This is a genomic window from Aeromonas tecta (genome assembly GCF_000820185.1).
Classification (GTDB): Bacteria; Pseudomonadota; Gammaproteobacteria; order Enterobacterales; family Aeromonadaceae; genus Aeromonas; species Aeromonas tecta.
On the sequence record NZ_CDCA01000018.1, the window covers coordinates 1 to 21,149 of the forward strand.

Below are 21,149 nucleotides of genomic sequence, written 5' to 3' on the forward strand. Positions count from 1 at the left end.
AACCGCCTTCTCGAGTCAAGTCTTATTTCAAAGACTTTTCGAGGCACCGACTGGCTTAACTGCGTTGCCGCTTGCCCTGTCGATGGAGGCGCATTATAGGGAGTTGAAACTTTCTGGCAAGCCCCTTTTCGCAATAAATCGTCAAAAATCGGCACTTTTTTAGTTATTCATAACGAACCACAGCTTTTATACAATCTTATCCACAGAACATGGTCCCGGATTGCTAGAATGGCCGAAAACAAGGAGGCCAAGATGGACTTGCGACTGAGACCTTACAAAGGAAAACGCCCGCAACTGGGCAAACGCGTGTATGTGGATCCCTGTGCCACCCTGGTGGGCGATATCCAACTTGGTGACGATGCCAGCATCTGGCCCATGGTGGCGGCACGGGGTGATGTGAACCACATCCACATCGGCGCCCGCAGCAATGTGCAGGACGGCACTGTGTTGCACCTCAGCCGCAGGAGTGCCGGCAATCCCGATGGCCATCCACTGCTGATCGGCGAGGATGTCACCGTCGGCCACAAGGCCATGCTGCACGGCTGCACCATAGGTAATAGAGTGCTGGTCGGTATGGGCGCTATCTTGCTGGATGGGGTGATAGTAGAAGATGACGTGATGATAGGGGCCGGCAGTCTGGTGCCGCCGGGCAAGCGGCTCGAGTCCGGCTTCCTCTATATGGGCAATCCCGTCAAACAGGCCAGAGCGCTCAAACCTGCCGAAATTGCCTTTCTCAAGACATCTGCGAATAACTATGTGCTGCTCAAGGACGAGTATCTGCAAGAAGCCTGAAGCGCTGCTGCGTGAACAGATACAAGAAGCCCGGCATGATGCCGGGCTTCTCTTCTTATATAGCTAGCAAATGAGCTGCAGGGATCAGTGGGCCTGATCCCAGTTGTCACCGGTGCCGGCTTCCACCACCAGCGGCACGTGCAACTCGGCTGCGGCCGACATCTTCTCCTTGATGATGGCGACGTACTCTTCCAGCTTCTCCTCCCGGATCTCGAACACCAGTTCATCGTGCACCTGCATCAGCATGTGGATGGAGTCATCGGTGATGCCGCGGATCCAGCCATCGACGCCGATCATGGCGCGCTTGATGATATCGGCGGCTGTACCCTGCATGGGGGCGTTGATCGCCGCCCGCTCCGCCGCCTTGCGCAACCCGGCGTTGCGGGACTTGATGTCCGGCAGATAGAGACGACGACCGAACAGCGTCTCGACATAGCCTTGCGCTTCCGCCTGCTGGCGGGTGCGCTCCATATAGTCGAGCACGCCCGGGTAGCGCTCGAAGTAGAGATCCATGTACTTCTGCGCTTCGGCGCGGCCGATCCCCAGCTGTTTGGCGAGGCCAAAGGCGCTCATGCCATAGATGAGGCCGAAGTTGATCGCCTTGGCGCTGCGCCGCATGTCGGTAGTCACCGCATCCAGCGCGACCCCGAATACCTCGGCGGCGGTTGCCTTGTGAATATCCTTGCCCTCGGCAAACGCGGTCAGCAGCCCCTGGTCACCGGAGAGGTGGGCCATGATGCGCAGTTCGATCTGGGAGTAATCCGCCGCCACCAGCTTGTAACCGACGCTCGGAATGAAGGCCTGCCGAATGCGGCGCCCCTGTTCGTTGCGCACCGGAATGTTCTGCAAGTTGGGATCGGTTGACGAGAGTCGGCCGGTCGCCGCCACCGCCTGATGATAGGAGGTATGTACCCGCCCGGTCTGCGGCTTGATCATCAGCGGCAACTTGTCGGTATAGGTGGACTTGAGCTTGGCGAGGCCACGGTGCTCCATCAACAGACGCGGCAGCTCGTAGGTCTCCGCCAGCTCGGCCAACACCTCTTCGGCGGTGGACGCGGCGCCCTTGGGGGTCTTCTTGAGAATGGGCAGCCCCAGCTTGACGAACAGGATCTCGCCGAGCTGCTTGGGGGAGGAGAGGTTGAACTCCTGCCCGGCCAGTTCGTGGGCCTGGCGCTCCAGTTCCCCCAGTCTCACCTCTATCTCCTGGCTCTGTTGGCGCAGCAACTTGGGCTCTATGGTGGTACCCATCAGCTCCATCCTGGCCAGCACGGGCAACAGGGGCAGCTCGATCTCGGTGAATACCTTGGCAAGCTCCGGCAGCTTGCCAAGCTCGCCCCACAGGGTCTGGTGCAGACGCAGGGTAATGTCGGCATCTTCGGCCGCATAAGGTGCGGCTTGCTCCAGTTCAATCTGGTTGAAGGTGAGCTGCTTGACGCCCTTGCCGGCAATCTCTTCGAAGGAGGTGGTCTCGACCCCCAGATACTTCCTGGCAAGGGAGTCCATGTCGTGACGGCTGGCGGTGGAGTTGAGCACATAGGATTCGAGCATGGTGTCGAAGGCGATGCCCTGCAGATCGATACCGTGGTTGAGCAGCACATTGCGATCGTATTTGAGGTTCTGGCCAACTTTGAGGTGAGCGGCATCTTCCAGCAGCGGCTTGAGTTTGCCCAGCACCAACGCCTCGCTCAGCTGCACCGGCGCACCCAGATAGTCGTGGCCGAACGGCACATAGGCCGCCTTGCCCGGTTCGACGGCGAAGGAGACACCCACCACCCGCGCCTCCATGTAGTCGAGACTGGTGGTCTCGGTATCGAAGGCAAACAGCGGGGCGGCTTTCAACTGCGCCAGCCAGTCGTCAAACTCGGCCTCATCCAGGATGCAGCGATAATCGGTCTCGATGGCGACGGCAGGAGTCACCTCGTCATCCGAGCCATCCTGGCTTGCATTGCCTTCGGCGCTGGCGCCCTCACCGGACTCCAGCTCCTTGATCAGATTGCGCAGCTCGTACTCGCGGTAGACTTCCAGCAGGGACTCCTTGTCCACCGGGCCCAGCTGCAACTGCTCCAGCTCCTGCTCCAGTTCGACATCGGTCTTGATGGTCGCCAGCAGATAAGAGAGGCGTACCTGCTCTTCCTGTTCACGGAACTTGTCGGCAAACGCCTTGGAGCCACGAAAACCGAGCGCAGCCACCTTATCCAGGTTGGCGGCGATCTCATCGATACTGCCGATCCCCTGCAACAGTGCCAGCGCCGTCTTCTCGCCCACCCCGGTCATGCCGGGGATGTTATCCACCTTGTCCCCCATCAGGGCCAGGTAGTCGATGATGAGCTCGGGCGGCACGCCAAACTTCTCGATCACTCCTTCCCGATCAGTGACCACGTCCTTCATGGTATCGATCAGGGTGACATGGTCGGAAACCAGCTGCGCCATGTCCTTGTCGCCCGTGCTGATGAGTACCGGCAGTTGCTTCTCGGTGGCCTGGCGGGCCAGGGTACCAATCACATCGTCCGCCTCGACCCCTTCCACCATCAAAAACGGGAAACCCATCGCCTTGATCATCTGGTGGATCGGAGCAACCTGGCTGCGCAGATCGTCCGGCATGCTGGCACGGGTTGCCTTGTACTCGGGATAGATGTCGTCGCGGAAGGTCTTGCCCTTGGCATCGAACACCACGGCCACGTGGCTGTCAGGGTATTGCTTGCGCAGGCTGCGCATCATGTTGGCCATCACGCGGACGGCGCCGCTCGGCAGCCCGGTCGATGTGCGCAGATCAGCCTGCTGGGAGGCGAAGAAGGCGCGGTAAAGATAGGAAGAGCCGTCGACCAGAATGAGGGGATTGCTAGAGGCCATGAAATTGTCCTGCCAAGAATAAACAGCCGTTAGGATGCCACAGGGCCCTCAGCACACCAAGGGGCGAACATGCACGCTTTTGCCCCCTGCGCGAGCACTTTTTCTGTGGATAACTCTGTGTTCAAAATTGAACGCCCGCTGACGACACAGTGACCAAGCTGTGTGCAATGCAATTAAATTCCAATTAAAACAAATAGATATGCTCGCAAAATGAGCGCGTCATTTCATGAAAATGATCTCGATCAATGTGGAAAAAAATTTAAGGGAGTCAATACGGCAGGATCCGAAACGAAACAATCCTAGCACAGCAAGATGACTTGACCAGCAGAGGGCGAGCGATAACCATACAAAAATACAACAATCTACCCTGGCTCACATTTTCAACAACGAGGAGTTTGCCATGAAAAAAGTGGCCGTGATTTTGAGTGGCTGTGGTGTCTTTGACGGGAGCGAGATCCATGAGGCCGTTATCAGCCTGTTGGCATTGGCCCGTCAGGGCGCTCAGGTCCAGTGCTTCGCCCCGAACGTGCCGCAGTTGCACGTCATCAACCACCTGACCGGCGAGGTCAGCGCGGGGGAGAACCGCAACGTGCTGGTCGAGGCGGCCCGGATCTGCCGCGGCCAGATCCGGGACGTGGCCGAGCTGGATGCGGCCGACTATGACGCCCTGCTGCTGCCCGGCGGTTTTGGCGCCGCCAAGAACCTGTGCGATTTCGCCGTGCAGGGTGCCAGCTGCCAGATCCAGCCGGATGTGCTCAAGGCGTGCCAGAGCTTTGCCAAGGCGCGCAAGCCGGCGGCCTATATCTGCATCGCACCGGCCATGATCCCGCTCATCTACGGCGCCGGCACCCTGGCCACTATAGGTCACGACGAGGGCACGGCCAATGCCATCGAAGCCATGGGCGGCAGTCATCTCAACTGCCCGGTCAGCGAGTTCGTAGTGGATCAGGAACGTAAAGTCATCTCGACGCCCGCGTATATGCTGGCGCAGAACATCGTCGAGGCAGCCGATGGCATAGAAAAAACCGTCAAGCAGTTGCTGGCGCTCTAACTCCCCACTGGTCATGCATCACATGGCCATAAACAAACGGGCCGCTCATGGAGCGGCCCGTTTTCAATCTGGTCTGTCAGCGCTGGATTAGATGGCTTCGCCCATCTGCTCCATTTTGCCGAGCAGGGCGCGCAGGCGCTCTTGCCAGGCTACGTGCTCGTTGCGCAGTTGATGGTTCTCATCTTGCAGCTTGTTGTTCTGCTCTTTCAGCTCGTCCAGCTCCATCTTCAGCAGGGAGATGTTGTCGACGGCGGATTGTACTTTGGATTCGAGTTGCTCAAGGACTTCTAGTGACATATGCGGTACCTACTTTTGTTCAATTGCGATGCCCCGACGCGGGCGATCAAGCGCGTGGAGCCAGCATACCCTGAGGGCATCGGGACAAACAAGTCAGGGGCGCCGTAAAATGCACCTTCCCTGAGGCTATTGTCCAAATATGCGTCTATTTTTCTCGCAGGCAGCAGGAACACCAACTCGGGGCCACCAGAACAGCACAAATGCGAGATGAAGCCCCCTGTCACGCGGCGGCTTTCCTCGCCGTCGCATCAGCCGCGCAGGGCGATAAAAGCCCCCATCAGCAGGCAGGCTACCCCGTACATCAGCAAGCCGTAGCGCAGGTTCCAGCGCAGCAGCAAACCGGCACTCAGGTTGTAGCGAGATGCCAGCGCCAGATTGGAGCCGGACAGCGGACTGGTGCCGGTGGCGAGTCCCCATCCCAGCAGGAAACACATGCCGAGCAGGCTGGGATCTGGCGCCAGCGGCCACAGCAAGGGCGCCAGGCTGGAGATACTGATGAGCGGGTGCACCCCGATGATCGCCACCAGGAAGATCAGCAGCAGGGTCAGGCTAGCCTCCAGCCAGCCGAAGTGATTGAACAGCGGCAGGCCGTGACCGCTCGTCAGCTCCAACACCGACAGCGTACTGTTGATGCCCGCTGCCAGCAGACCCGCCCCCAGAAACAGCACCAGCTGGCCACCGATGGCGGGGAAGCGCTCCACCACCTGCCGTTTGAGGGCCGCGCCTCGCCCGGCGTGTGGCATGAACAGCAGCGCCAGCAACGGCGCCACCAGCGCGATCACCGCCATGATGCTGAGCGTTGGCCAGAGCCGGTTGACCAGCAGCACCAGCAGCGCCAGGGTCACCGGCAGCCCCAGCGTCTGCAGTCGCAGCGGGTAGCCTTCGAAATCTGCCACCCCGAGCCGCTCCACCTGCCAGGCGGTCAGCCCCATGGCCAGCAGGGCGCCAATGAGGCCAAACGGCAAGATGCTGGCGAGCTGCAAACCGGGGGCATAGGTCAGTGCCACCGCCATGGCGACGAAGAAGGGAGACCAGAAGGCGGCCACACAGAAGATCCGGCTCAGCACCATCACCTGGCGCCGCTCGAGGGTGCCGTTTTTCTCCAACCGATCGCCGATGATGAACAGCACCGAGAGGTTGATGACGGCGCCGAGCAGATTGAGGCTGGCCATGGTGCTCCACAGTCCCTTGCGACCCGACCAGGAGGTAGTGCCGGACAGCAGACCCGAGGTGGCGAGGTTGAGGGTACTGACGGCGGCAAACATGGTGAGCATGTTGATGTTGGGCAGCAGCCAGGCACCTGGGCTCAGGCTGGCCCCGCGCCACCAAGAGAAGATCAGCAGCAAGAGCGCCGCACCATACAGCGCCAGCGCCTGTCGCCGCGCCCACCAGCCAGGGCCAGGTGAGCAGAGAGGCGGCCCAGGCGGCAATGGCCGCCGGCCAGGGGGAGAATCCCAGATAGAGATGCAGCAGATTGAGCAGCCACATCCCCAGGATCAGATAACCTGACCAGCGCTTGACCATGGTACCGCCTCGGTCAGGGGGTCAGAGACACTGATCCATGTCCAGCGAGGGTTTGTCACACTCGGGTCGACCCACGATCTTGGCTGGCACGCCGGCCACCGTGGTATGGGGAGGAACAGGGTTAATCACCACGCTACCGGCACCTATTTTGGCGCCCACGCCCACCTCGATGTTGCCGAGTACCTTGGCCCCCGCCCCTATCATGACCCCTTCCCGGATCTTGGGGTGACGATCGCCACTCTCCTTGCCGGTACCGCCCAGGGTCACGCTCTGCAGGATGGAGACGTCGTCTTCGATCACCGCGGTCTCGCCAACTACGATGCCGGTGGCATGGTCAAACATGATGCCCTTGCCGATCCGCGCGGCCGGATGCACGTCGACCCCGAACACCACCGAGATCTGGTTTTGCAGATAGAGTGCCAGCGAGCGGCGCCCCTGGCGCCACAGCCAGTTGGACACCCGATAGCCCTGCAGGGCATGGAAACCCTTGAGGTAGAGCAGCGGCGTGGAGAAGAGGTCTACGGCCGGGTCTCTGTCTTGCACCGCACAGATGTCGGCGGCAACCATGGCCAGCAACTCGGGCTCGCTGCGCAGGGCCAGTTCGATCACCTCCCGCAGGGCGATGGCCGGCATGGTGGTGCTGTCGAGCTTGTTGGCCAGCTGAAAGCTAAGCGCCGAGCGCAGATCCTGATGATTGAGAATGGTGGAGTGGAAGAAGCTGGCCAGCATGGGCTCCTGGGCCGCCATGCTCTGTGCTTCCAGCTGAATTTTTTGCCACGTTTGGGCAACCAGATCGTCCATGTTGCAGCCTACTGTTGTTCAGGGTGAGGGCTTTTTTGTTCTTTTTTCAGTACCGAAATGGGGTCCATGTGAATGATCACATCCATCCGCTCAAAGGCCTGATGCACCGCCAGCTCAGCCTCATCGGCTATCTGATGGGCCTTGACCAGCGGCAGCTGATCGTCGAGCTCCAGATGCAGTTGCGCGAAACGGGTCGGCCCGGATTGGCGGGTACGCAGATCATGCACGCCATGCACCCCCTCTACGGCACAGCAGAGCGCCATTATTCTCGCTTGTTCTTCCGCTGGCAACTGACGATCGAGCAGCGCCTGGACCGACTCGTAGCCGATCTGTATGGCGCCCCACACCAGGAACAACCCGATCAGGATGGCAAACAGACCGTCGGCCCAGTACCAGCCCTGCCCCGCCAGCACCAGCGCCAGCAAGACACCGGCGTTGAGCAGCAGATCGGATCGATAGTGCAGCATGTCGGCCTTGATGGCCACGCTGTCGGTGCGCGCCACCACCCAGCGCTGGAAGCTGACCAGCAGCAGAGTCAGCAAAATGGAGCCGCCACTGACCCAGAGCCCCGCCTCCAGTCGCTGTACCGGCGCCTGATTGAGCAGGGAGGAGATGCCGTGCATCACCAGCAGCAGGGCCGAGCCCGAGATGAAGGCCGACTGGATGAGGCCCGCCAGGGACTCCGCCTTGCCGTGGCCGAATCGGTGCTCGTCATCCGCCGGCACCAGGGCGTAGCGGATGGCAAACAGGTTGATGAGGGAGGCACTGACATCCATGAAGGAGTCGGTGAGCGACGCCAGCAGGCTGGAGGAGTCCGTCATCAGCCAGGCGATCAGTTTGCCCACGATGAGCAGGGTCGCGACGGTGACCGCCGCCATGCTGGCCAGGGTGACCCAGCGAGAATATTGTTGATGGCTCAAAACCGGCTTTCCTCTGGCGCGTAAAAATCTATTATACCCTGACCCTAGCGTCAGTTTGGCGTGTGAAATCAACGGAGTGAATCCAGATGAACAGAATACTCCTGGTCGATGACGATCTCGAGCTGACCCAGTTGCTGACCGAGATCCTGACGCTGGAAGGCTTTGAGGTCACGGTCGCCGAAGATGGCGAGGAGGGATTGCTGCGGCTGGGCGAGCAGAGGTTCGATCTGGTGCTACTTGATGTGATGATGCCCAAGCTCAACGGTTTCGCCATGCTGACCCAGTTGCGCAAGCGCCATGAGACGCCGGTGCTGATGCTGACCGCGCGCGGTGACAGCCAGGACAGGGTCAACGGACTGGAGGCGGGCGCCGATGACTATCTGGCCAAGCCGTTCGACGACCGAGAGCTGCTGGCACGGGTGCGGGCCATCTTGCGCCGCACCCAGAGCCCGCCACCCCAGCGCGGCGCGGCGGACGAGCTGCGTTTCATGGATCTGGTGCTGCAACCCGGCCTGCAACAGGCCCGCTGTGACGATCAACTGCTGGAGCTCACCGCCACCGAGTTTGGCCTGCTGGAGTGCCTGCTGCGCAGCCCTGGCCAGATCGTCAGCAAGAATCTGTTGTCCGAACAAGTGCTTGGCAAGAAGCTCGAGCCCTTCGATCGGGCCATCGACATGCACCTTAGCAACCTGCGCAAGAAGCTGCCGGAGCGCCAGGACGGCCAGCCCCGCTTCAAGACGGTGCGTGGCCGCGGCTATCTCTGGCTGGAGCAGGCATGACTATCAGCCGCTCCTTTGGTGGACTCTCTACCCAGATATTTCTCTGGTTCTGGTTCATGCTGCTGGTGTTATTGGCTGCCGTAGTCATATTGCCTACCCTGGATCCCCGCAACATCATCCCCCTGCCCGAGCACGAGGTGACCCGGATGAACAACAACCTGCGGGCGCTGCAGGCGGGGGCGGATCCGAGCCAGGACTTCGATCTGATGCAGGCCATAGGCGCGGCCGGCCTGCTGCCGGTGGACAACGTCTACCTGCGCGATGCCAAGGGGCAGATGCAGTCCACCACCCGCCTGAGCAAGTTTGTCATCCGCTTCATGCTGGATTCGGACAACCCGGCCAAACCCATGCTGGGCAGCGAGCACCAGCGGGCCATCGCCGGCCCCTTCCTGATGCAGCATCACGGCCAGCCTTATCATGTCTACTTCGGCCTCAACGTCGAAAACTCCTACCTGTTCCTGTTTATCCAGATCCTGGATCATCCCATCCAGATCCTGGGCATCGCCATGCTGGTCAGCACCCCGCTCTGCCTGCTGCTGGCCTGGCGGCTGACCCGCCCCATACTGCAGTTGCAGCAATCCGTCTCGCAGCTGGCCCAGGGCAAGCTGGAGACAAAAGTCCCCAACCTGGGGCGGCGAGACGAGATAGGTCAGCTGGCGGATCACGTCAGCGCCATGGTCGATACCCTCAGGAGCATGATCCAGAAGCAGAAACAGCTGCTCTCCGACATCTCCCACGAGCTGCGCAGCCCCCTCACCCGCATCCAGCTGGCACAGGCCTTGATCCGCCGCAAGCAGGGGGACAGCAGCGAGCTGGCGCGGATCGAAACCGAGATCGGGCGACTCGACAAGCTGATCGGCGATTTGCTGGACCTGTCGCGGGTGCAGCAACACGTGGAGGCCCCCGTGCTGCTGCCGCTGGCCGATCTGCTGGAACCCATGCTGGACGACGCCATGTTCGAGGCACACCAGAATGGCAAGCAGCTCAGACTGCCGCCTCTGCCGACCGAGTCAGTCAAGATGTGGCCAGATCTGCTGGCAAGGGCGCTGGAAAATCCACTGCGCAACGCACTCAAGTACGCCCGCGAGTTCATCAAGGTGGATTGGTATCGGGAAGGACGGGAGTGGGTGATGACCATCCGGGATGACGGCCCCGGCGTGCCGACGGAGCAGCAGGCGCAGCTGTTTTTGCCGTTCTTCCGGGTCGATGATGCCCGCAACGCCAAGACCGGTGGCACCGGCCTTGGCCTCGCCATCGCCGCCGAGGCGATCGCCCGTCATGGCGGCACCATCCGGGCCAGCAGCAACCAGCCAAACGGGCTCGTCATCACCATCCGCCTGCCCATGGCGTGAAGACCCTTTTCATCGCGGCGGGCGCTGGGTATGCTGGCGCCCTTATTGCCCTTCTCAGGATCCCCCATGCTCGACATCGTGCTCTACCAACCGGAAATCCCGCCCAACACCGGCAACATCATCCGTCTCTGTGCCAACACCGGCTACCGGTTGCACCTGATTGAGCCGCTGGGATTCGAGTGGGATGACAAACGGGTGAAACGGGCCGGGCTCGACTATCACGAGTTTGCCGAGGTGAAGCGCTGGCCGAGCTATGAGGCGTTCCTGGCTGCAGTGGCGCCGACACGGGTGTTCGCCTGCACCACCAAGGGGCGCACCGCCCACTCGGCGGCCGCATTCGCACTGGGAGATGCCTTGTTGTTCGGGCCCGAGAGCCGCGGCCTGCCGGCGGAGATCATCGAGAGCCTGCCGTTCGAACAACGGCTGCGCATCCCCATGCTGCCCCAGAGCCGCAGCATGAACCTGGCCAATGCGGTCTCGGTGTTCGTCTACGAGAGCTGGCGCCAGTTTGGCTATGAGGGCTCCCTCTAAGCCTTGGCCATCGCCGGGTTGAGGCCATTGATCCCGGCGCTGGATCTGTTCTCTTTCCTCAAGGTATCAACACGACCCGAGACGGCGCGCCCGCTCAGGCGCGATCGGCAGATGCGGCCGTCTGCACACCGAGCAGGCGGCCATCTTGCTCCAGCCGCCAGCAGAGCCAGCCCAGGGTCAGCCCCCGCCCCGTCATCAGTGCCGCCATGGCAGCCCACAGGGCAGCCACCCCCCAGTCCTGACACAGCCACCAGACCGGGAAGAAGCCCGCAAACACCGCCACCAGCATGCTGTTGCGCATCTCGCGGGCCCGGGTCGCGCCGATGAAGACGCCGTCCAGCAGGAAGCACCAGACCGCCAGCAGCGGCATGACCACCAGCCAGGGCAGCTGACGGTTCGCCTCGGCGATCACCGCCGGGATGTCGGTGATCCGGGTGATGAGCGAGGGCCCACCCAGCAGGAATGCCAGCGAGAAGCCCAGCGCAATCAACAGAGCCCAGCCCAGGTTGAGGGCGATGGCCTCCCGCAGCCCCTGCCGATCCCGTCGCCCGATGGCGCGGCCCACCATGGCCTCCACCGCATAGGCAAAGCCATCCAGCCCGTAGGAGATGAGCATCAGGAAATTGAGCAGCACCGCGTTGGCGGCCACCGCCACGTCCCCCAGTCGCGCCCCTTGCAGGGTCATGAAGGCAAAACAGAGCTGCAAACAGAGGGAGCGAATGAAGATGTCCCGATTCAGGCCGAGCAGCCGCCGCAGCGCGGGCCACTGTCGCCAGCGTTGCCAGGCGCCGTGCCATACCTCGGCCGACAGATGACGCAGGCGGCGACTCACCAGCCAGAGCCCAACCCCCAGCGCGCAGTAATCTGCCAGCAGCGAGGCGGTGGCGACGCCCTTGACCTGCCAGCCCAGCCCCAGCACGAACCAGGCATCCAGCACCATGTTGACGAGGTTGCTCAGGATCAGCAGCAGCATGGGGCTGCGGGCATCCTGCATGCCCAGCAGCCAGCCCATGATGACCAGGTTACACAGGGCGGCCGGGGCGCTCCAGATGCGGATAGACACATATTCGCCGGCGTAGAACTGCACCTCGGACGAGCCACCGCTCAGCGCAATGAGCGCCGGCAGGAAGGGCAGCAACAGCAGCAGGAGCGTGACCCCGAGGCCGACCGCCAAGCCCAGCGCCCGCATCAGGGTGTCCAGTTGCCCCTCGGCACTGGCGGCGCCATAGGCCTGGGCGGTCAGTCCGGTGGTGGACATGCGCAGGAAACCCAGCAGCCAGAAGATGAGATTGATGAGGGTCGCCCCGACCGAGACACCGCCGAGGAACCAGGCCTGGCCGAGATGACCGATCACCCAGGTATCCACCAGGCCAAGCAGCGGGGTGGTGACGTTGGAGAACACCATGGGCAGGGCGAGCACAAACACGGCCCTGTGGCGCTGGGGATCGCGCAACCAGAGCGGGATCAGCATGAGTAGCAGGTCTGTTGAGGCATCATTGATCCGCCAGCCGCGCTATCTTGGCGAAATCGGAGACCAGCATATCCATCTCCATATGGGGTACCAGTCCGGGGCCGACCTCGGGACGGAACACCGCCACCAGCTTGCCCGCCGGGTTGATCAGCACGATGGAGGCGGAGTGGTCTATCAGGTAATCCTTGCTGTCGTGCTCGACGATGGAATAGACAAGGCCGAGATTGCGCACGAAGGGGAACAGTTGTCGGTGAGGCGCCGTTGCTGCCTTGAACTCCGGCTGGAAGAAGGCGGTGTAGCTCTTGAGGCGAGCGCTGTCATCGCGCTTGGGATCCGCCGAGACGAACACCACCTGGCTGCTCGGAGCGATTTCTTTCAGCTTTGGATAGACGGAGCGCAGATCCGCCAGCGTGGTCGGGCAGATGTCAGGACAGTAGGTATAACCGATGAACAGGAAGGTCCAATGCCTTTGCAGGTTGGCGGCCGTGAACGGTTGCCCTTCTGCATCGGTGAGGCTGAAGGGGTTGATGTCCCGGCCCGTCGGATAGTAATCGGCCTGCTCTGGCAAGGCCGGCTGACTCCAGTAGTAAGCCGCCATCAGGCCGCCAACCAGTAGCATAAACAGCAGGGGATACTTTGGTTTTACCATATAAAATAATGCCTTGTTGGTCTGAACAGGCACAGGAACAGGCCCCGTGGAGCCATATTGTAACCCGGCCTCTCCCGTCTCTGGCTATCCCCGGCTCCGGATCCCGGGTAGGAAAGCGTCGATGGACGGCGCATTAGAGGGTCATTGCAGCCCTGAATCCATCTAAAAACCCATATAAAAACCCATATAAAACAATAGAAAGCAAAAGCCCCACCATGGGTGGGGCTCAATGCACGGCAGAAGATGATCAGGGTCGCCGCCGGTGCTGCAGATGCGTACGCCTGGCAACGGTGTGCAAGGGCACCACCGGCGCCGTCCAGGGTGCATCCGGCAAGCCGATGTCATGGTGGCGCCGAAACAACCGCACCAGCCGGACTATCTTGTCCTTGGGGCATCCCAGCCAGATGGTCCAGCCATCGCCCTTGTGGTACACCCAGAGCGCGTAAAACCACGTCATCCGGCCGCCCTTGATGAATCGGGTAATGGAAGATGCGGGGGCAACGGCCAGACCCGGATCCCATGGCGAGCTTGAAGCCATATCTGTCCTCCTTGCTCAGCAGGCCACGACCCGTGTTCCTGCCCACCAGAGGCAAGCTGAACACTGTCGCATGCTGACTGTACGAGCCGCCTCGGGTCTGGCTAATCTGCCTGCCGCGCCCCGAGCGACCTTCCTTCGACTCCGAGCCACCTAGGTAAGGTGCCCGTTATGCATCCCTGCGGCCTTGCCGGGCCGGATAGAGACTCCGGCTCATGGCTGACACCGGCGACCCGGCAGCAGCGTGGCGGGCCTGTTCAAAGGATATATCCGAAATGCCGGCCATGTGGTGGTGCGATGAGGTACTGGCAATAAAAGTCGTGGCTGTCTGGGGATAAAGGGGATTGCAGGGTAATGCGGCAAAAACGACACGGCCTCCCGCAGGAGGCCGTGTCGTGACATCAGAGGCTTACATCCAGTCGGCGTTGCGAATAACGCCCACTGCCAGGCCTTCGATGGTGAGGTGCTGACTGGCGAGATCCACCGAGATAGGCTCGAGATCTTCGTTCTCCGGCAGCAACCACACCTGGCTGCCCTTGCGCTGGAAGCGCTTGACGGTGACATCTTCATCGAGACGGGCGACCACCACCTGGCCGTTGCGCACGTCCTGGGTCTTGTGTACCGCCAGCAGGTCTCCATCCATGATGCCGATGTTCTTCATGCTCATGCCCTGCACCCGCAGCAGGAAATCTGCCCGCGGATGGAACAGCGCGGGATCCACCTGGTAGTGGCTCTCGATGTGCTCCTGGGCCAGGATGGGCTCCCCGGCAGCGACCTTGCCGATCAGCGGCAAGCCGCTCTCTTCCGGCGCGGCTTCTTCCTCGATCAGCAGGCGAATACCGCGGGAGGTACCGGGCATGATCTCGATGACCCCTTTCTTGGCCAGGGCCTTCAGATGTTCCTCGGCCGCATTGGCCGATTTAAAACCAAGCTTCTGGGCGATCTCGGCACGAGTCGGCGGCATGCCGGTCTCGCTCATGTTGACCTTGATCAGCTCCAGCACTTCGGCCTGGCGGGGGGTAAGGGGTTTCATTGGATTAGCACCTGTCTTTTTATACAGCACACTGGCAGTATATACAGTGCTGGGGCCAAGGCAAGGTGCGGCTGACATTTGTCCCATCCTTGTCGCACTTATTGCCATAAATGGACCATTCTTGATCCTGCACAGCCACTCATCGTACCTCTCGGCGACAAGCCAACGGTGATTTGTTATGCTCACGCCGCATTTTTTTGGAGAGCAGACACACATGTCCATCGGACAGAACATTTCCAGAGCCATCCTGCAATGGCCGGTCAGCGGCTTGGTCAATCACAAGAGCCTGCCGGAAAACCCCATCACGGAACTGGAGCTGGACCCGGCCAGACCCATCGTCTATGCCCTGAAAACCAGTTCGATCACCGATCTGATGACGCTGCAGCAGTGCTGTGAGGATCTCGGCTTGCCCGGTCCTTTCACGCCCCTTGAGCTGAACGGCCAGTTGCTGCCGCGCTACGTCTGCCTGGATCGTCCGCCTCCCCTGTTTGGCAAACGCACCAAGCCGCTCCCTTTCTTGCAAGAATTTCACCAGCTGCTGGATCTGCACAAGCAGGATCCGGCGCTGGATATCCAGGTCGTGCCCGTCACCCTGTTCTGGGGCCGCGCCCCGGGCCGCGAGGGCGAAGAGGCCTCCGGCTGGAACATCATCAGCAGCCTGGCGCCAAACCGGCTCAAGAAGGCGCTGATCGTGATCCTCAAGGGGCGTGAAAATCTGGTGCGCTTCTCGCCGCCGCTCTCCCTGCGTTACATGGCGGACAAGCACGGCACCGACGAGGCCATCGCCCACAAGTTGGCGCGGGTGGCGCGTACCCACTTCAGCCGCCAACAGCTCGCCGCCACCGGCCCCAAGCTGCCGAACCGCAACCTGCTGTTCAAGCAGCTGCTCGATTCCAGCGTGATCCAGCAGGCCATCGAGGAAGAGGCAGAGCGCGAAGGCATCAGCCTGGAGAAGGCGCAGAAACGCGCCCACGGCTACATGGACGAGATCGCCTCCAACTTCTCCTTCCGCCTGATCCGGCTCGGCGAGACGTTTCTCGGCTGGCTGTGGAACAAGCTCTACCGCGGCCTGTCGGTCAACGGCGCCGAGCGGGTGCGCCAGCTGGCGCAAGAGGGCCACGAAATCGTCTACGTGCCCTGCCATCGCAGCCACATGGACTACCTGCTGCTCTCCTACGTCATCTACCACCAGGGCATGGTGCCGCCCCACATCGCGGCTGGCATCAACCTCAACTTCTGGCCGGCGGGTCCCATCTTCCGCCACGGCGGCGCCTTCTTCATCCGCCGCACCTTCAAGGGCAACCCGCTCTACAGCACGGTATTTCGTGAATATCTGAACCTGCTGTTCGCCAAGGGCTACTCGGTGGAGTTCTTCACCGAGGGCGGCCGTTCACGTACCGGTCGCCTGCTGCCCCCCAAGACCGGCATGCTGGCCATGACCCTGCAGGCCATGATGCGCGGGCTGGACAGACCGGTGACCCTGGTCCCCGTCTATCTCGGCTACGAGCACGTGATGGAGGTCAACACCTACCACAACGAACTCAAGGGCAGCCGCAAGGAGAAAGAGAGCTTCCTGCAGGTGCTTGGCATCCTGCGCAAGCTGCGCAACTACGGCCGCGGCTTCGTCAACTTCGGTGAGCCGCTCACACTCAATACCTACCTCGGCGAGCACGTGCCGAACTGGAAGGAGAGCATCGGCAAAGAAGAGCGCCCCGAGTGGATGGCGCCCACCGTCAACCAGCTGGCCGAGCTCTTGATGACCCGCATCAACGATGCCGCCGCCGTCAATGGCCTGACCCTGAGCGCCCTGGCGCTGCTGGCTGCCGATCGCCACGCCCTGACCCGTGATGAGTTGCAGGCGCAGCTCAACACCTATCTGGACTTGCTCAAGCAGGTGCCCTATAGCCCAGAGAGCACCCTGCCGGCCGAGGATGCCAGGACCCTGCTGGATCAGGCGATGGAGCTCAACAAGTTCGAGGTGAGCGAGGACAAGCTGGGCCAGATAGTCAGCCTGGATCGCTACCAGGCGATCCTGCTGACCTACTATCGCAACAACATACTGCACCTGTTCGCCTTGCCGTCCCTGGTGGCGACGCTGATCGAGCGCTGCGAGGGGATCAGCCGCAGCGAGCTCATCGCCCGCTGCATCGACATCTACCCGCTGCTCAAGACCGAGTTGTTCCTGCGTTATCAGGAAGAAGAGCTGCCGGAGCTGGTCGATGCCCTGCTGGCCGAGCTGCAACGCCAGCAGCTCATTGAGGAGCGCGAGGGCGGCTACTGGGTCAATCCGGTCAATCAGATGCGGCTGCTGCTGCTGGCCGAGAGCATTCAAGAGACGCTGCAACGCTACGCCATCGTGCTGACCCGGGTGCTGGCCCAGCCCTATATCGAGGCGGAGCAACTGGAAGCGGACGGCCTGATGATGGCGGAGCGCCTCGGCACCCTGCATGGTATCAACGCCCCCGAGTTCTTCGACCAGAAGCTGTTTAGCACCCTGATCCATACCCTGCGCAGCGAAGGCTATCTGGACACCGGCTGCAAGCCGGATCTGGGCCGCTTCCAGGCGCTGGCCGACAACATAGTGCCGCTGCTCAGCACCAAGATCCGCCGCACCATCGAGGCCGGCAACCGGATTTAATGCCGTAACGCGAGAGCAACGAGAGCTGCTGCTCAGCCTCACGAAATCCGCCGCACCATCGAAGCCGGCAACCGGATCTGACCGGCCGCAGACAGCGACACCACGGGAAATAAAAAAGGCCGCATCTGATGCGGCCTTTTTCATGGGTTCATGCCCTAGAGGTAGTGGACAACCACCCCGAGCAGCACCAGGGCGCCCACGTAGTTGTTGTTGAGGAAGGCCTTGAAACAGGCTTCACGCTGCCGCTCCCGAATGAGCCGCTGCTGATAGACGAACAGCGCCGCCGCCCCCAGCAGCCCCCAGTAGTACCCTGTCCCCAGCGCCATCAGCTGGCCCACCAGCAACAGGATCAGCAGGGTCGCCAGCTGCAGTACACCGATGATCCGTTTGTCATGGCGACCAAACAGGATGGCGCTCGATTTCAGACCGAGCTTGAGGTCATCATCCCTGTCCACCATGGCGTACTGGGTGTCGTAGGCGATGGTCCACAGCAGGTTGGCGAGAAACAGCAGCCAGGCCACGGCGGGCAGGGCGTTGGCCTCGGCCGCATAGGCCATGGGAATGGACCAGGAGAAGGCCATCCCCAGCACCAGCTGCGGGATCGGAATGAACCGCTTCATGAAGGGGTAACAGACCGCCAGCAGCAGGCCGGCGAACGACAGGCCTATGGTGAGCGGGTTCAGGGTCAACACCAGTCCGAACGAGATCAGCGCCAGCACCGCGAACAACATCAGTACCTCGCGCGGCTCGACCTTGCCCATGGGCAACGGCCGCCCGGCGGTACGCTTCACGTGACCATCGAAGTTGCGATCCGCATAGTCATTGATGACGCAGCCGGCGGAGCGCATCAGAAACACTCCCACCACGAACACCAGCAGGATCCAGGGGTCCGGCAGGCCACCAGCCGCCAGCCAGAGCGCCCACAGGGTCGGCCACAGCAGCAGCAGGGTGCCGATGGGCTTGTCGATGCGGGCCAACTGCACATAGGCCAGTCCCCGCTCCTTGGTTAACAATTTCACTCCGGCTCCTTATGCGATGGCAGCGGGTTGGACGATAGCGAGGGCAAGAAGAGTTCGTGGACCAGCAAGGGCCACTGCCCCAGATACAGACGGGAACGACGTCCCCAGACGATGGCGGCCGGACACCAGGGATTGGCCGCGATTTCGAAGCAGGTCAGCAGTAGATGATCTCGCCTGGCAGGCTCGGTACCGAATATACGTTCACCCAAAGGCTGCTCACCCAGATCTTGTAAACCTCCCCCCTGCAATGCCGCCTCGGCAAACAGGGTCCAGCCCAGAATGGCCGGCCCGCCATCGCCATGCAGGATCACTTCACGACACAGCCCCTGAGGGCAGTCGGCGGCCACCAGCGCCTGCTCATCGGCCCCGAGCCCCACGCTGCGGTTGCCCAGCAGTTGCACCGAGAGGTGGCGATTGTAGCGACGCAGTCGCTGGGTCATGGAATCGGCTTCCAGCAGCCAGGGACGCAGCGTCTCGGGCAGATCGCACGACTCGGGTGCCCGCCATGGGGCTAGCTGGATCAAGGGAACAGTCAACTCGGACTTCACAGCTTCACCATCCGGAGATTTCCGTTGTCAGGTTAAAATCCGGTTTATTATCCGTAAATCAATCGAGAATTGTAAGAACATCCGTGCTTGACGGCCCCGATGGCAGCATCAAAAATGGGGCATCTGTCGCTGCTGAGCCATCTAGATGAAGATCTTCAAAATTCTGCTGGTGTTATTACTGGGCTGTACCGCGTTGAATGTATCAGCCTCCGCCAGCGAGGAGCCTGCTGCCGATCCGGCCGCTGCTGCCAAGCCGGGCTTTGCCTATCATGCGCTGGACCCCGACATCATCACCAACTATCTGGGGGAAGGCAAAACCCTGGGCTATGTGCGAGTGACGGTGGAGCTGATGGCGGAGAATGCGGCCGACCTCAAGCTGCTGGAGCAGCACGACCCGCTGATCCGCGACGCCATCATCCGCCTGATTGGCAGCAAGACCGGGGATCAGATCAAATCGCTGGTGAGCCGGGAAGAGCTGCGCAAGGAGTGCGAGAACCGGGTCAATGAGCTGCTGGTGAAAGAGACCGGCAAGAAGGCAGTTCGCGAGCTCATCTTCACCAAGTATCTGTATCAATGAGCGAATGAGCAGGATGCGGGCAACCCATCCGGCTCAGCCCTCATCTCATTCGTTGTCGAGGAAGTTCCGTCATGGGCCACAAGACGCTGTGTGAATGGCGCCGTCACGAGATCCCATTTGACCTCAAGGCGCTGCGCAAGATTGTACGCAAACCCAAGTTCGTGTGCGGCAAGTGTGCCCGCAGCGCCAACGACAAGCAGTATCTGTGTCAGCCGCTGCGTCTGAAGGAAAAAGGGGAGTAAGCTCCCCTCATCGATCCTCTGGCACTCTCACCGTGCCAGCCTCTGCGATAGCGGAAGACAGGGCAGGCTAACGTCCTATTGATCGGTCCAACCGTGCCTACCCTGCTCAACCAGTCGCCTCGCCTGCACATCGTTGGGACAGACGCCGCGGTATTCTTCTCCGGAACGGCCAGCCAGATAGAGATGTTCGGGACGGCAATACCAGGCCAACCCCTTCTGGCGACCCTGCTCCCACATGGCGACATCTACCTTGGTACCGCACTGGGTCTGATGGAATTCAACCCGATCGGCGGCGAAACCCAGCTTGCCGTCGGCCTCCCCCACATCGCTCCATACCTTCTCGCAGGGATCGTCCGAGTTGGAGACACAGCCACCGAGCAGGGCGGCGCACACAGTGATGACGAGTAATCGCATATTCATCCTTGAGCTGTTCATGAACATCCTGAGCAGGTGGGCCGGAGCTGACCGGCCACCACCATGACGACTCACCTTATCATCCCTGAGCGTCATTTGAGCAGTTCATTCTAACCAGCCAGGCCGCCCCTACCAAGCCCCTGCCCGTGGTCGATGAACAGGCAAAAAAAAGCGGGCGGGCCTCAAGGCCCGCCCGTACGTTTCACTGTGGTTTACTGATCGTCGAGAGAGTCAAAGTCTTGCCAGCTCTCGTCATCCAGCTCCTCCAGCTCGTCTTCCCAGGATTCCGGCTCCCAATCATCATCGAGCTCGTAATCCGGCGTCTGCTCACCCATGCTCATTCTCCTTGGATAGTGCACCGGCCTTCAAAGTCTATCCAGAAAAATGGGGCTCGCCACTGGGATTGCTCAGAGTTTGACCAGGGTGCGGCCAGCCACCTGACCCTGGGTAATGGCCTCGGCAGCGGCCACCACCTGCTCGAGTCCGATCTCGGTCACCGCCTGTTCGAAGAAGCTGGCGGGCAGATCCCGTGCCAGTCGCGCCCAGGCCTGCTGGCGACGGGCCAGCGGGCACATCACCGAATCCACCCCCTGCAGGCGCACGTTGCGCAGGATGAAGGGCATGACGCTGGTCGGCAGATCGAAGCCACCCGCCAGCCCGCAGGCCGCCACGGCGCCGCCGTAGTTCATCTGGGCCAGCAGCTTGGCCAGCACCTGGCTGCCGACGGTATCGATGGCACCGGCCCACAGCTGTTTCTCCAGCGGCTTGGCCGGTTCCAGCAGCTCGCTGCGCGGCACTATGCGACTCGCCCCCAAGGCGGTCAGCATCTCGCCTTGTTCTGCCGGACGACCGGTCAGGGCCGCGACTTGATAACCCAACGCCGCCAGCAGGGCGACGGCGGTCGAGCCCACGCCACCGGCGGCACCGGTCACCAGCACTTCACCGCTCGCGGGAGTGATGCCAGCTTCCTCCAGCGCCAGCACGCACAGCATGGCGGTGAGGCCGGCGGTGCCGATGCACATGGCCTGACGCTCATCCACCCCGGCCGGCAGCGGCACCAGCCAGTCCGCCTTGACCCGCGCCTGCTCGGCCATGCCACCCCAGTGCCCCTCGCCCACACCCCAGC

21 protein-coding genes and 1 pseudogene are annotated in these 21,149 nt (G+C 61.6%); 8 read left to right on the top strand and 14 right to left on the bottom strand.

The features are described 5' to 3' along the window. Window positions 1-252: 252 nt before the first annotated feature. Complete coding sequence (locus tag BN1137_RS03970) at window positions 253-792, top strand: gamma carbonic anhydrase family protein (RefSeq protein WP_050717373.1); 540 nt, start codon at window positions 253-255, stop codon at window positions 790-792. 84 nt (window positions 793-876) lie between these two features. Here BN1137_RS03970 and polA read toward each other — a convergent pair whose 3' ends face one another. After that, entirely contained in the window at window positions 877-3,642 is a 2,766-nt protein-coding gene (gene polA, locus BN1137_RS03975; protein ID WP_050717356.1) for a DNA polymerase I, read from the bottom strand. A 400-nt stretch (window positions 3,643-4,042) separates the two neighbouring features. Between polA and elbB the strand changes: the two genes are divergently transcribed. Further along, window positions 4,043-4,693 carry an isoprenoid biosynthesis glyoxalase ElbB gene (gene elbB / locus BN1137_RS03980; RefSeq protein ID WP_050717357.1) on the top strand — a complete coding sequence of 217 codons (651 nt, stop codon included), beginning with the start codon at window positions 4,043-4,045 and terminating at the stop codon, window positions 4,691-4,693. Window positions 4,694-4,780: 87 nt separating this feature from the next. On the opposite strand, the gene BN1137_RS03985 is transcribed toward elbB, so the two are convergent. From BN1137_RS03985 to fieF, 4 genes and pseudogenes are all read right to left on the bottom strand, one after another. Further along, a complete protein-coding gene (locus tag BN1137_RS03985) occupies window positions 4,781-4,990 on the bottom strand; it encodes a cell division protein ZapB (RefSeq protein ID WP_050717358.1) in 210 nt (69 codons plus the stop codon). Between the two features lie 248 nt (window positions 4,991-5,238). Further along, a pseudogene (locus tag BN1137_RS03990) lies at window positions 5,239-6,514 on the bottom strand (hypothetical protein). Window positions 6,515-6,535: 21 nt separating this feature from the next. Continuing rightward, window positions 6,536-7,315 (bottom strand): serine O-acetyltransferase, encoded by a 780-nt coding sequence (gene cysE, locus BN1137_RS03995; RefSeq protein ID WP_050717359.1) that lies wholly within the window; start codon window positions 7,313-7,315, stop codon window positions 6,536-6,538. An 8-nt stretch (window positions 7,316-7,323) separates the two neighbouring features. Next, window positions 7,324-8,235: a cation efflux pump FieF gene (fieF, locus tag BN1137_RS04000; protein WP_050717360.1), complete on the bottom strand. Its 912-nt coding sequence runs from the start codon at window positions 8,233-8,235 to the stop codon at window positions 7,324-7,326. 86 nt (window positions 8,236-8,321) lie between these two features. On the opposite strand from fieF, the gene BN1137_RS04005 reads away from it, so the two are divergent. The 3 genes from BN1137_RS04005 (at window position 8,322) to trmL (ending at window position 10,897) form a co-directional block, all read left to right on the top strand. Beyond that, on the top strand, window positions 8,322-9,014 hold the full coding sequence (locus BN1137_RS04005; RefSeq protein ID WP_050717361.1) for a response regulator: 693 nt from the start codon (window positions 8,322-8,324) through the stop codon (window positions 9,012-9,014). Continuing rightward, on the top strand, window positions 9,011-10,366 hold the full coding sequence (locus BN1137_RS04010; RefSeq protein ID WP_050717362.1) for an ATP-binding protein: 1,356 nt from the start codon (window positions 9,011-9,013) through the stop codon (window positions 10,364-10,366). The genes BN1137_RS04005 and BN1137_RS04010 overlap by 4 nt, the downstream gene beginning before the upstream one ends. A gap of 66 nt (window positions 10,367-10,432) precedes the next feature. Next, window positions 10,433-10,897 carry a tRNA (uridine(34)/cytosine(34)/5-carboxymethylaminomethyluridine(34)-2'-O)-methyltransferase TrmL gene (gene trmL, locus BN1137_RS04015; protein WP_050717363.1) on the top strand — a complete coding sequence of 155 codons (465 nt, stop codon included), beginning with the start codon at window positions 10,433-10,435 and terminating at the stop codon, window positions 10,895-10,897. Window positions 10,898-10,991: 94 nt separating this feature from the next. Here trmL and dinF read toward each other — a convergent pair whose 3' ends face one another. The 4 genes from dinF to lexA form a co-directional block, all read right to left on the bottom strand. After that, window positions 10,992-12,368, bottom strand: coding sequence for an MATE family efflux transporter DinF (gene dinF, locus BN1137_RS04020; protein WP_050717364.1), 1,377 nt, complete (start codon window positions 12,366-12,368; stop codon window positions 10,992-10,994). Between the two features lie 22 nt (window positions 12,369-12,390). Then, complete coding sequence (locus BN1137_RS04025; protein WP_050717365.1) at window positions 12,391-13,017, bottom strand: SCO family protein; 627 nt, start codon at window positions 13,015-13,017, stop codon at window positions 12,391-12,393. A gap of 247 nt (window positions 13,018-13,264) precedes the next feature. Continuing rightward, entirely contained in the window at window positions 13,265-13,474 is a 210-nt protein-coding gene (locus tag BN1137_RS04030; RefSeq protein ID WP_232306889.1) for a hypothetical protein, read from the bottom strand. A 487-nt stretch (window positions 13,475-13,961) separates the two neighbouring features. Then, window positions 13,962-14,585: a transcriptional repressor LexA gene (gene lexA, locus BN1137_RS04035; protein ID WP_050717367.1), complete on the bottom strand. Its 624-nt coding sequence runs from the start codon at window positions 14,583-14,585 to the stop codon at window positions 13,962-13,964. 214 nt (window positions 14,586-14,799) lie between these two features. On the opposite strand from lexA, the gene plsB reads away from it, so the two are divergent. After that, window positions 14,800-17,223 (top strand): glycerol-3-phosphate 1-O-acyltransferase PlsB, encoded by a 2,424-nt coding sequence (gene plsB / locus BN1137_RS04040; RefSeq protein WP_050717368.1) that lies wholly within the window; start codon window positions 14,800-14,802, stop codon window positions 17,221-17,223. Window positions 17,224-17,378: 155 nt separating this feature from the next. On the opposite strand, the gene ubiA is transcribed toward plsB, so the two are convergent. Both ubiA and BN1137_RS04050 read right to left on the bottom strand, forming a co-directional pair. Then, window positions 17,379-18,242 (bottom strand): 4-hydroxybenzoate octaprenyltransferase, encoded by an 864-nt coding sequence (ubiA, locus tag BN1137_RS04045; RefSeq protein ID WP_050717369.1) that lies wholly within the window; start codon window positions 18,240-18,242, stop codon window positions 17,379-17,381. Continuing rightward, window positions 18,239-18,790: a chorismate--pyruvate lyase family protein gene (locus BN1137_RS04050; protein ID WP_050717370.1), complete on the bottom strand. Its 552-nt coding sequence runs from the start codon at window positions 18,788-18,790 to the stop codon at window positions 18,239-18,241. The genes ubiA and BN1137_RS04050 overlap by 4 nt, the downstream gene beginning before the upstream one ends. Window positions 18,791-18,935: 145 nt before the next feature. Between BN1137_RS04050 and BN1137_RS04055 the strand changes: the two genes are divergently transcribed. Next, on the top strand, window positions 18,936-19,367 hold the full coding sequence (locus tag BN1137_RS04055) for a flagellar basal body-associated FliL family protein (protein WP_050717371.1): 432 nt from the start codon (window positions 18,936-18,938) through the stop codon (window positions 19,365-19,367). 71 nt (window positions 19,368-19,438) lie between these two features. Then, window positions 19,439-19,609 (top strand): hypothetical protein, encoded by a 171-nt coding sequence (locus tag BN1137_RS22275; protein WP_126623423.1) that lies wholly within the window; start codon window positions 19,439-19,441, stop codon window positions 19,607-19,609. A gap of 75 nt (window positions 19,610-19,684) precedes the next feature. On the opposite strand, the gene BN1137_RS04060 is transcribed toward BN1137_RS22275, so the two are convergent. The 3 genes from BN1137_RS04060 to BN1137_RS04065 all read right to left on the bottom strand — a co-directional run. Then, window positions 19,685-20,023 carry a DUF2799 domain-containing protein gene (locus BN1137_RS04060; protein ID WP_050717372.1) on the bottom strand — a complete coding sequence of 113 codons (339 nt, stop codon included), beginning with the start codon at window positions 20,021-20,023 and terminating at the stop codon, window positions 19,685-19,687. Window positions 20,024-20,235: 212 nt separating this feature from the next. Next, the gene (locus tag BN1137_RS23025) at window positions 20,236-20,358 is read right to left on the bottom strand and encodes a hypothetical protein (RefSeq protein WP_100860730.1); all 123 of its coding nucleotides are present in this window, start codon (window positions 20,356-20,358) and stop codon (window positions 20,236-20,238) included. 72 nt (window positions 20,359-20,430) lie between these two features. Next, window positions 20,431-21,149: acrylyl-CoA reductase family protein (locus tag BN1137_RS04065; protein ID WP_050717374.1), on the bottom strand; the 719-nt coding region annotated here is incomplete at its 5' end.

Coding starts and splice junctions, on each gene's coding strand:
- BN1137_RS04010 (WP_050717362.1), top strand. CDS start 9,011: ATGACTATCAGCCGCTCCTTTGGTGGACTCTCTACCCAGATATTTCTC.
- lexA (WP_050717367.1), bottom strand. CDS start 14,585: ATGAAACCCCTTACCCCCCGCCAGGCCGAAGTGCTGGAGCTGATCAAG.
- BN1137_RS04055 (WP_050717371.1), top strand. CDS start 18,936: ATGAAGATCTTCAAAATTCTGCTGGTGTTATTACTGGGCTGTACCGCG.
- BN1137_RS23025 (WP_100860730.1), bottom strand. CDS start 20,358: ATGGGTGAGCAGACGCCGGATTACGAGCTCGATGATGATTGGGAGCCG.
- plsB (WP_050717368.1), top strand. CDS start 14,800: ATGTCCATCGGACAGAACATTTCCAGAGCCATCCTGCAATGGCCGGTC.
- elbB (WP_050717357.1), top strand. CDS start 4,043: ATGAAAAAAGTGGCCGTGATTTTGAGTGGCTGTGGTGTCTTTGACGGG.
- BN1137_RS04060 (WP_050717372.1), bottom strand. CDS start 20,023: ATGCGATTACTCGTCATCACTGTGTGCGCCGCCCTGCTCGGTGGCTGT.
- BN1137_RS22275 (WP_126623423.1), top strand. CDS start 19,439: ATGGGCCACAAGACGCTGTGTGAATGGCGCCGTCACGAGATCCCATTT.
- BN1137_RS04005 (WP_050717361.1), top strand. CDS start 8,322: ATGAACAGAATACTCCTGGTCGATGACGATCTCGAGCTGACCCAGTTG.
- polA (WP_050717356.1), bottom strand. CDS start 3,642: ATGGCCTCTAGCAATCCCCTCATTCTGGTCGACGGCTCTTCCTATCTT.
- BN1137_RS03985 (WP_050717358.1), bottom strand. CDS start 4,990: ATGTCACTAGAAGTCCTTGAGCAACTCGAATCCAAAGTACAATCCGCC.
- BN1137_RS04025 (WP_050717365.1), bottom strand. CDS start 13,017: ATGGTAAAACCAAAGTATCCCCTGCTGTTTATGCTACTGGTTGGCGGC.
- trmL (WP_050717363.1), top strand. CDS start 10,433: ATGCTCGACATCGTGCTCTACCAACCGGAAATCCCGCCCAACACCGGC.
- BN1137_RS04030 (WP_232306889.1), bottom strand. CDS start 13,474: ATGACGTGGTTTTACGCGCTCTGGGTGTACCACAAGGGCGATGGCTGG.
- BN1137_RS03970 (WP_050717373.1), top strand. CDS start 253: ATGGACTTGCGACTGAGACCTTACAAAGGAAAACGCCCGCAACTGGGC.
- cysE (WP_050717359.1), bottom strand. CDS start 7,315: ATGGACGATCTGGTTGCCCAAACGTGGCAAAAAATTCAGCTGGAAGCA.
- dinF (WP_050717364.1), bottom strand. CDS start 12,368: ATGCTGATCCCGCTCTGGTTGCGCGATCCCCAGCGCCACAGGGCCGTG.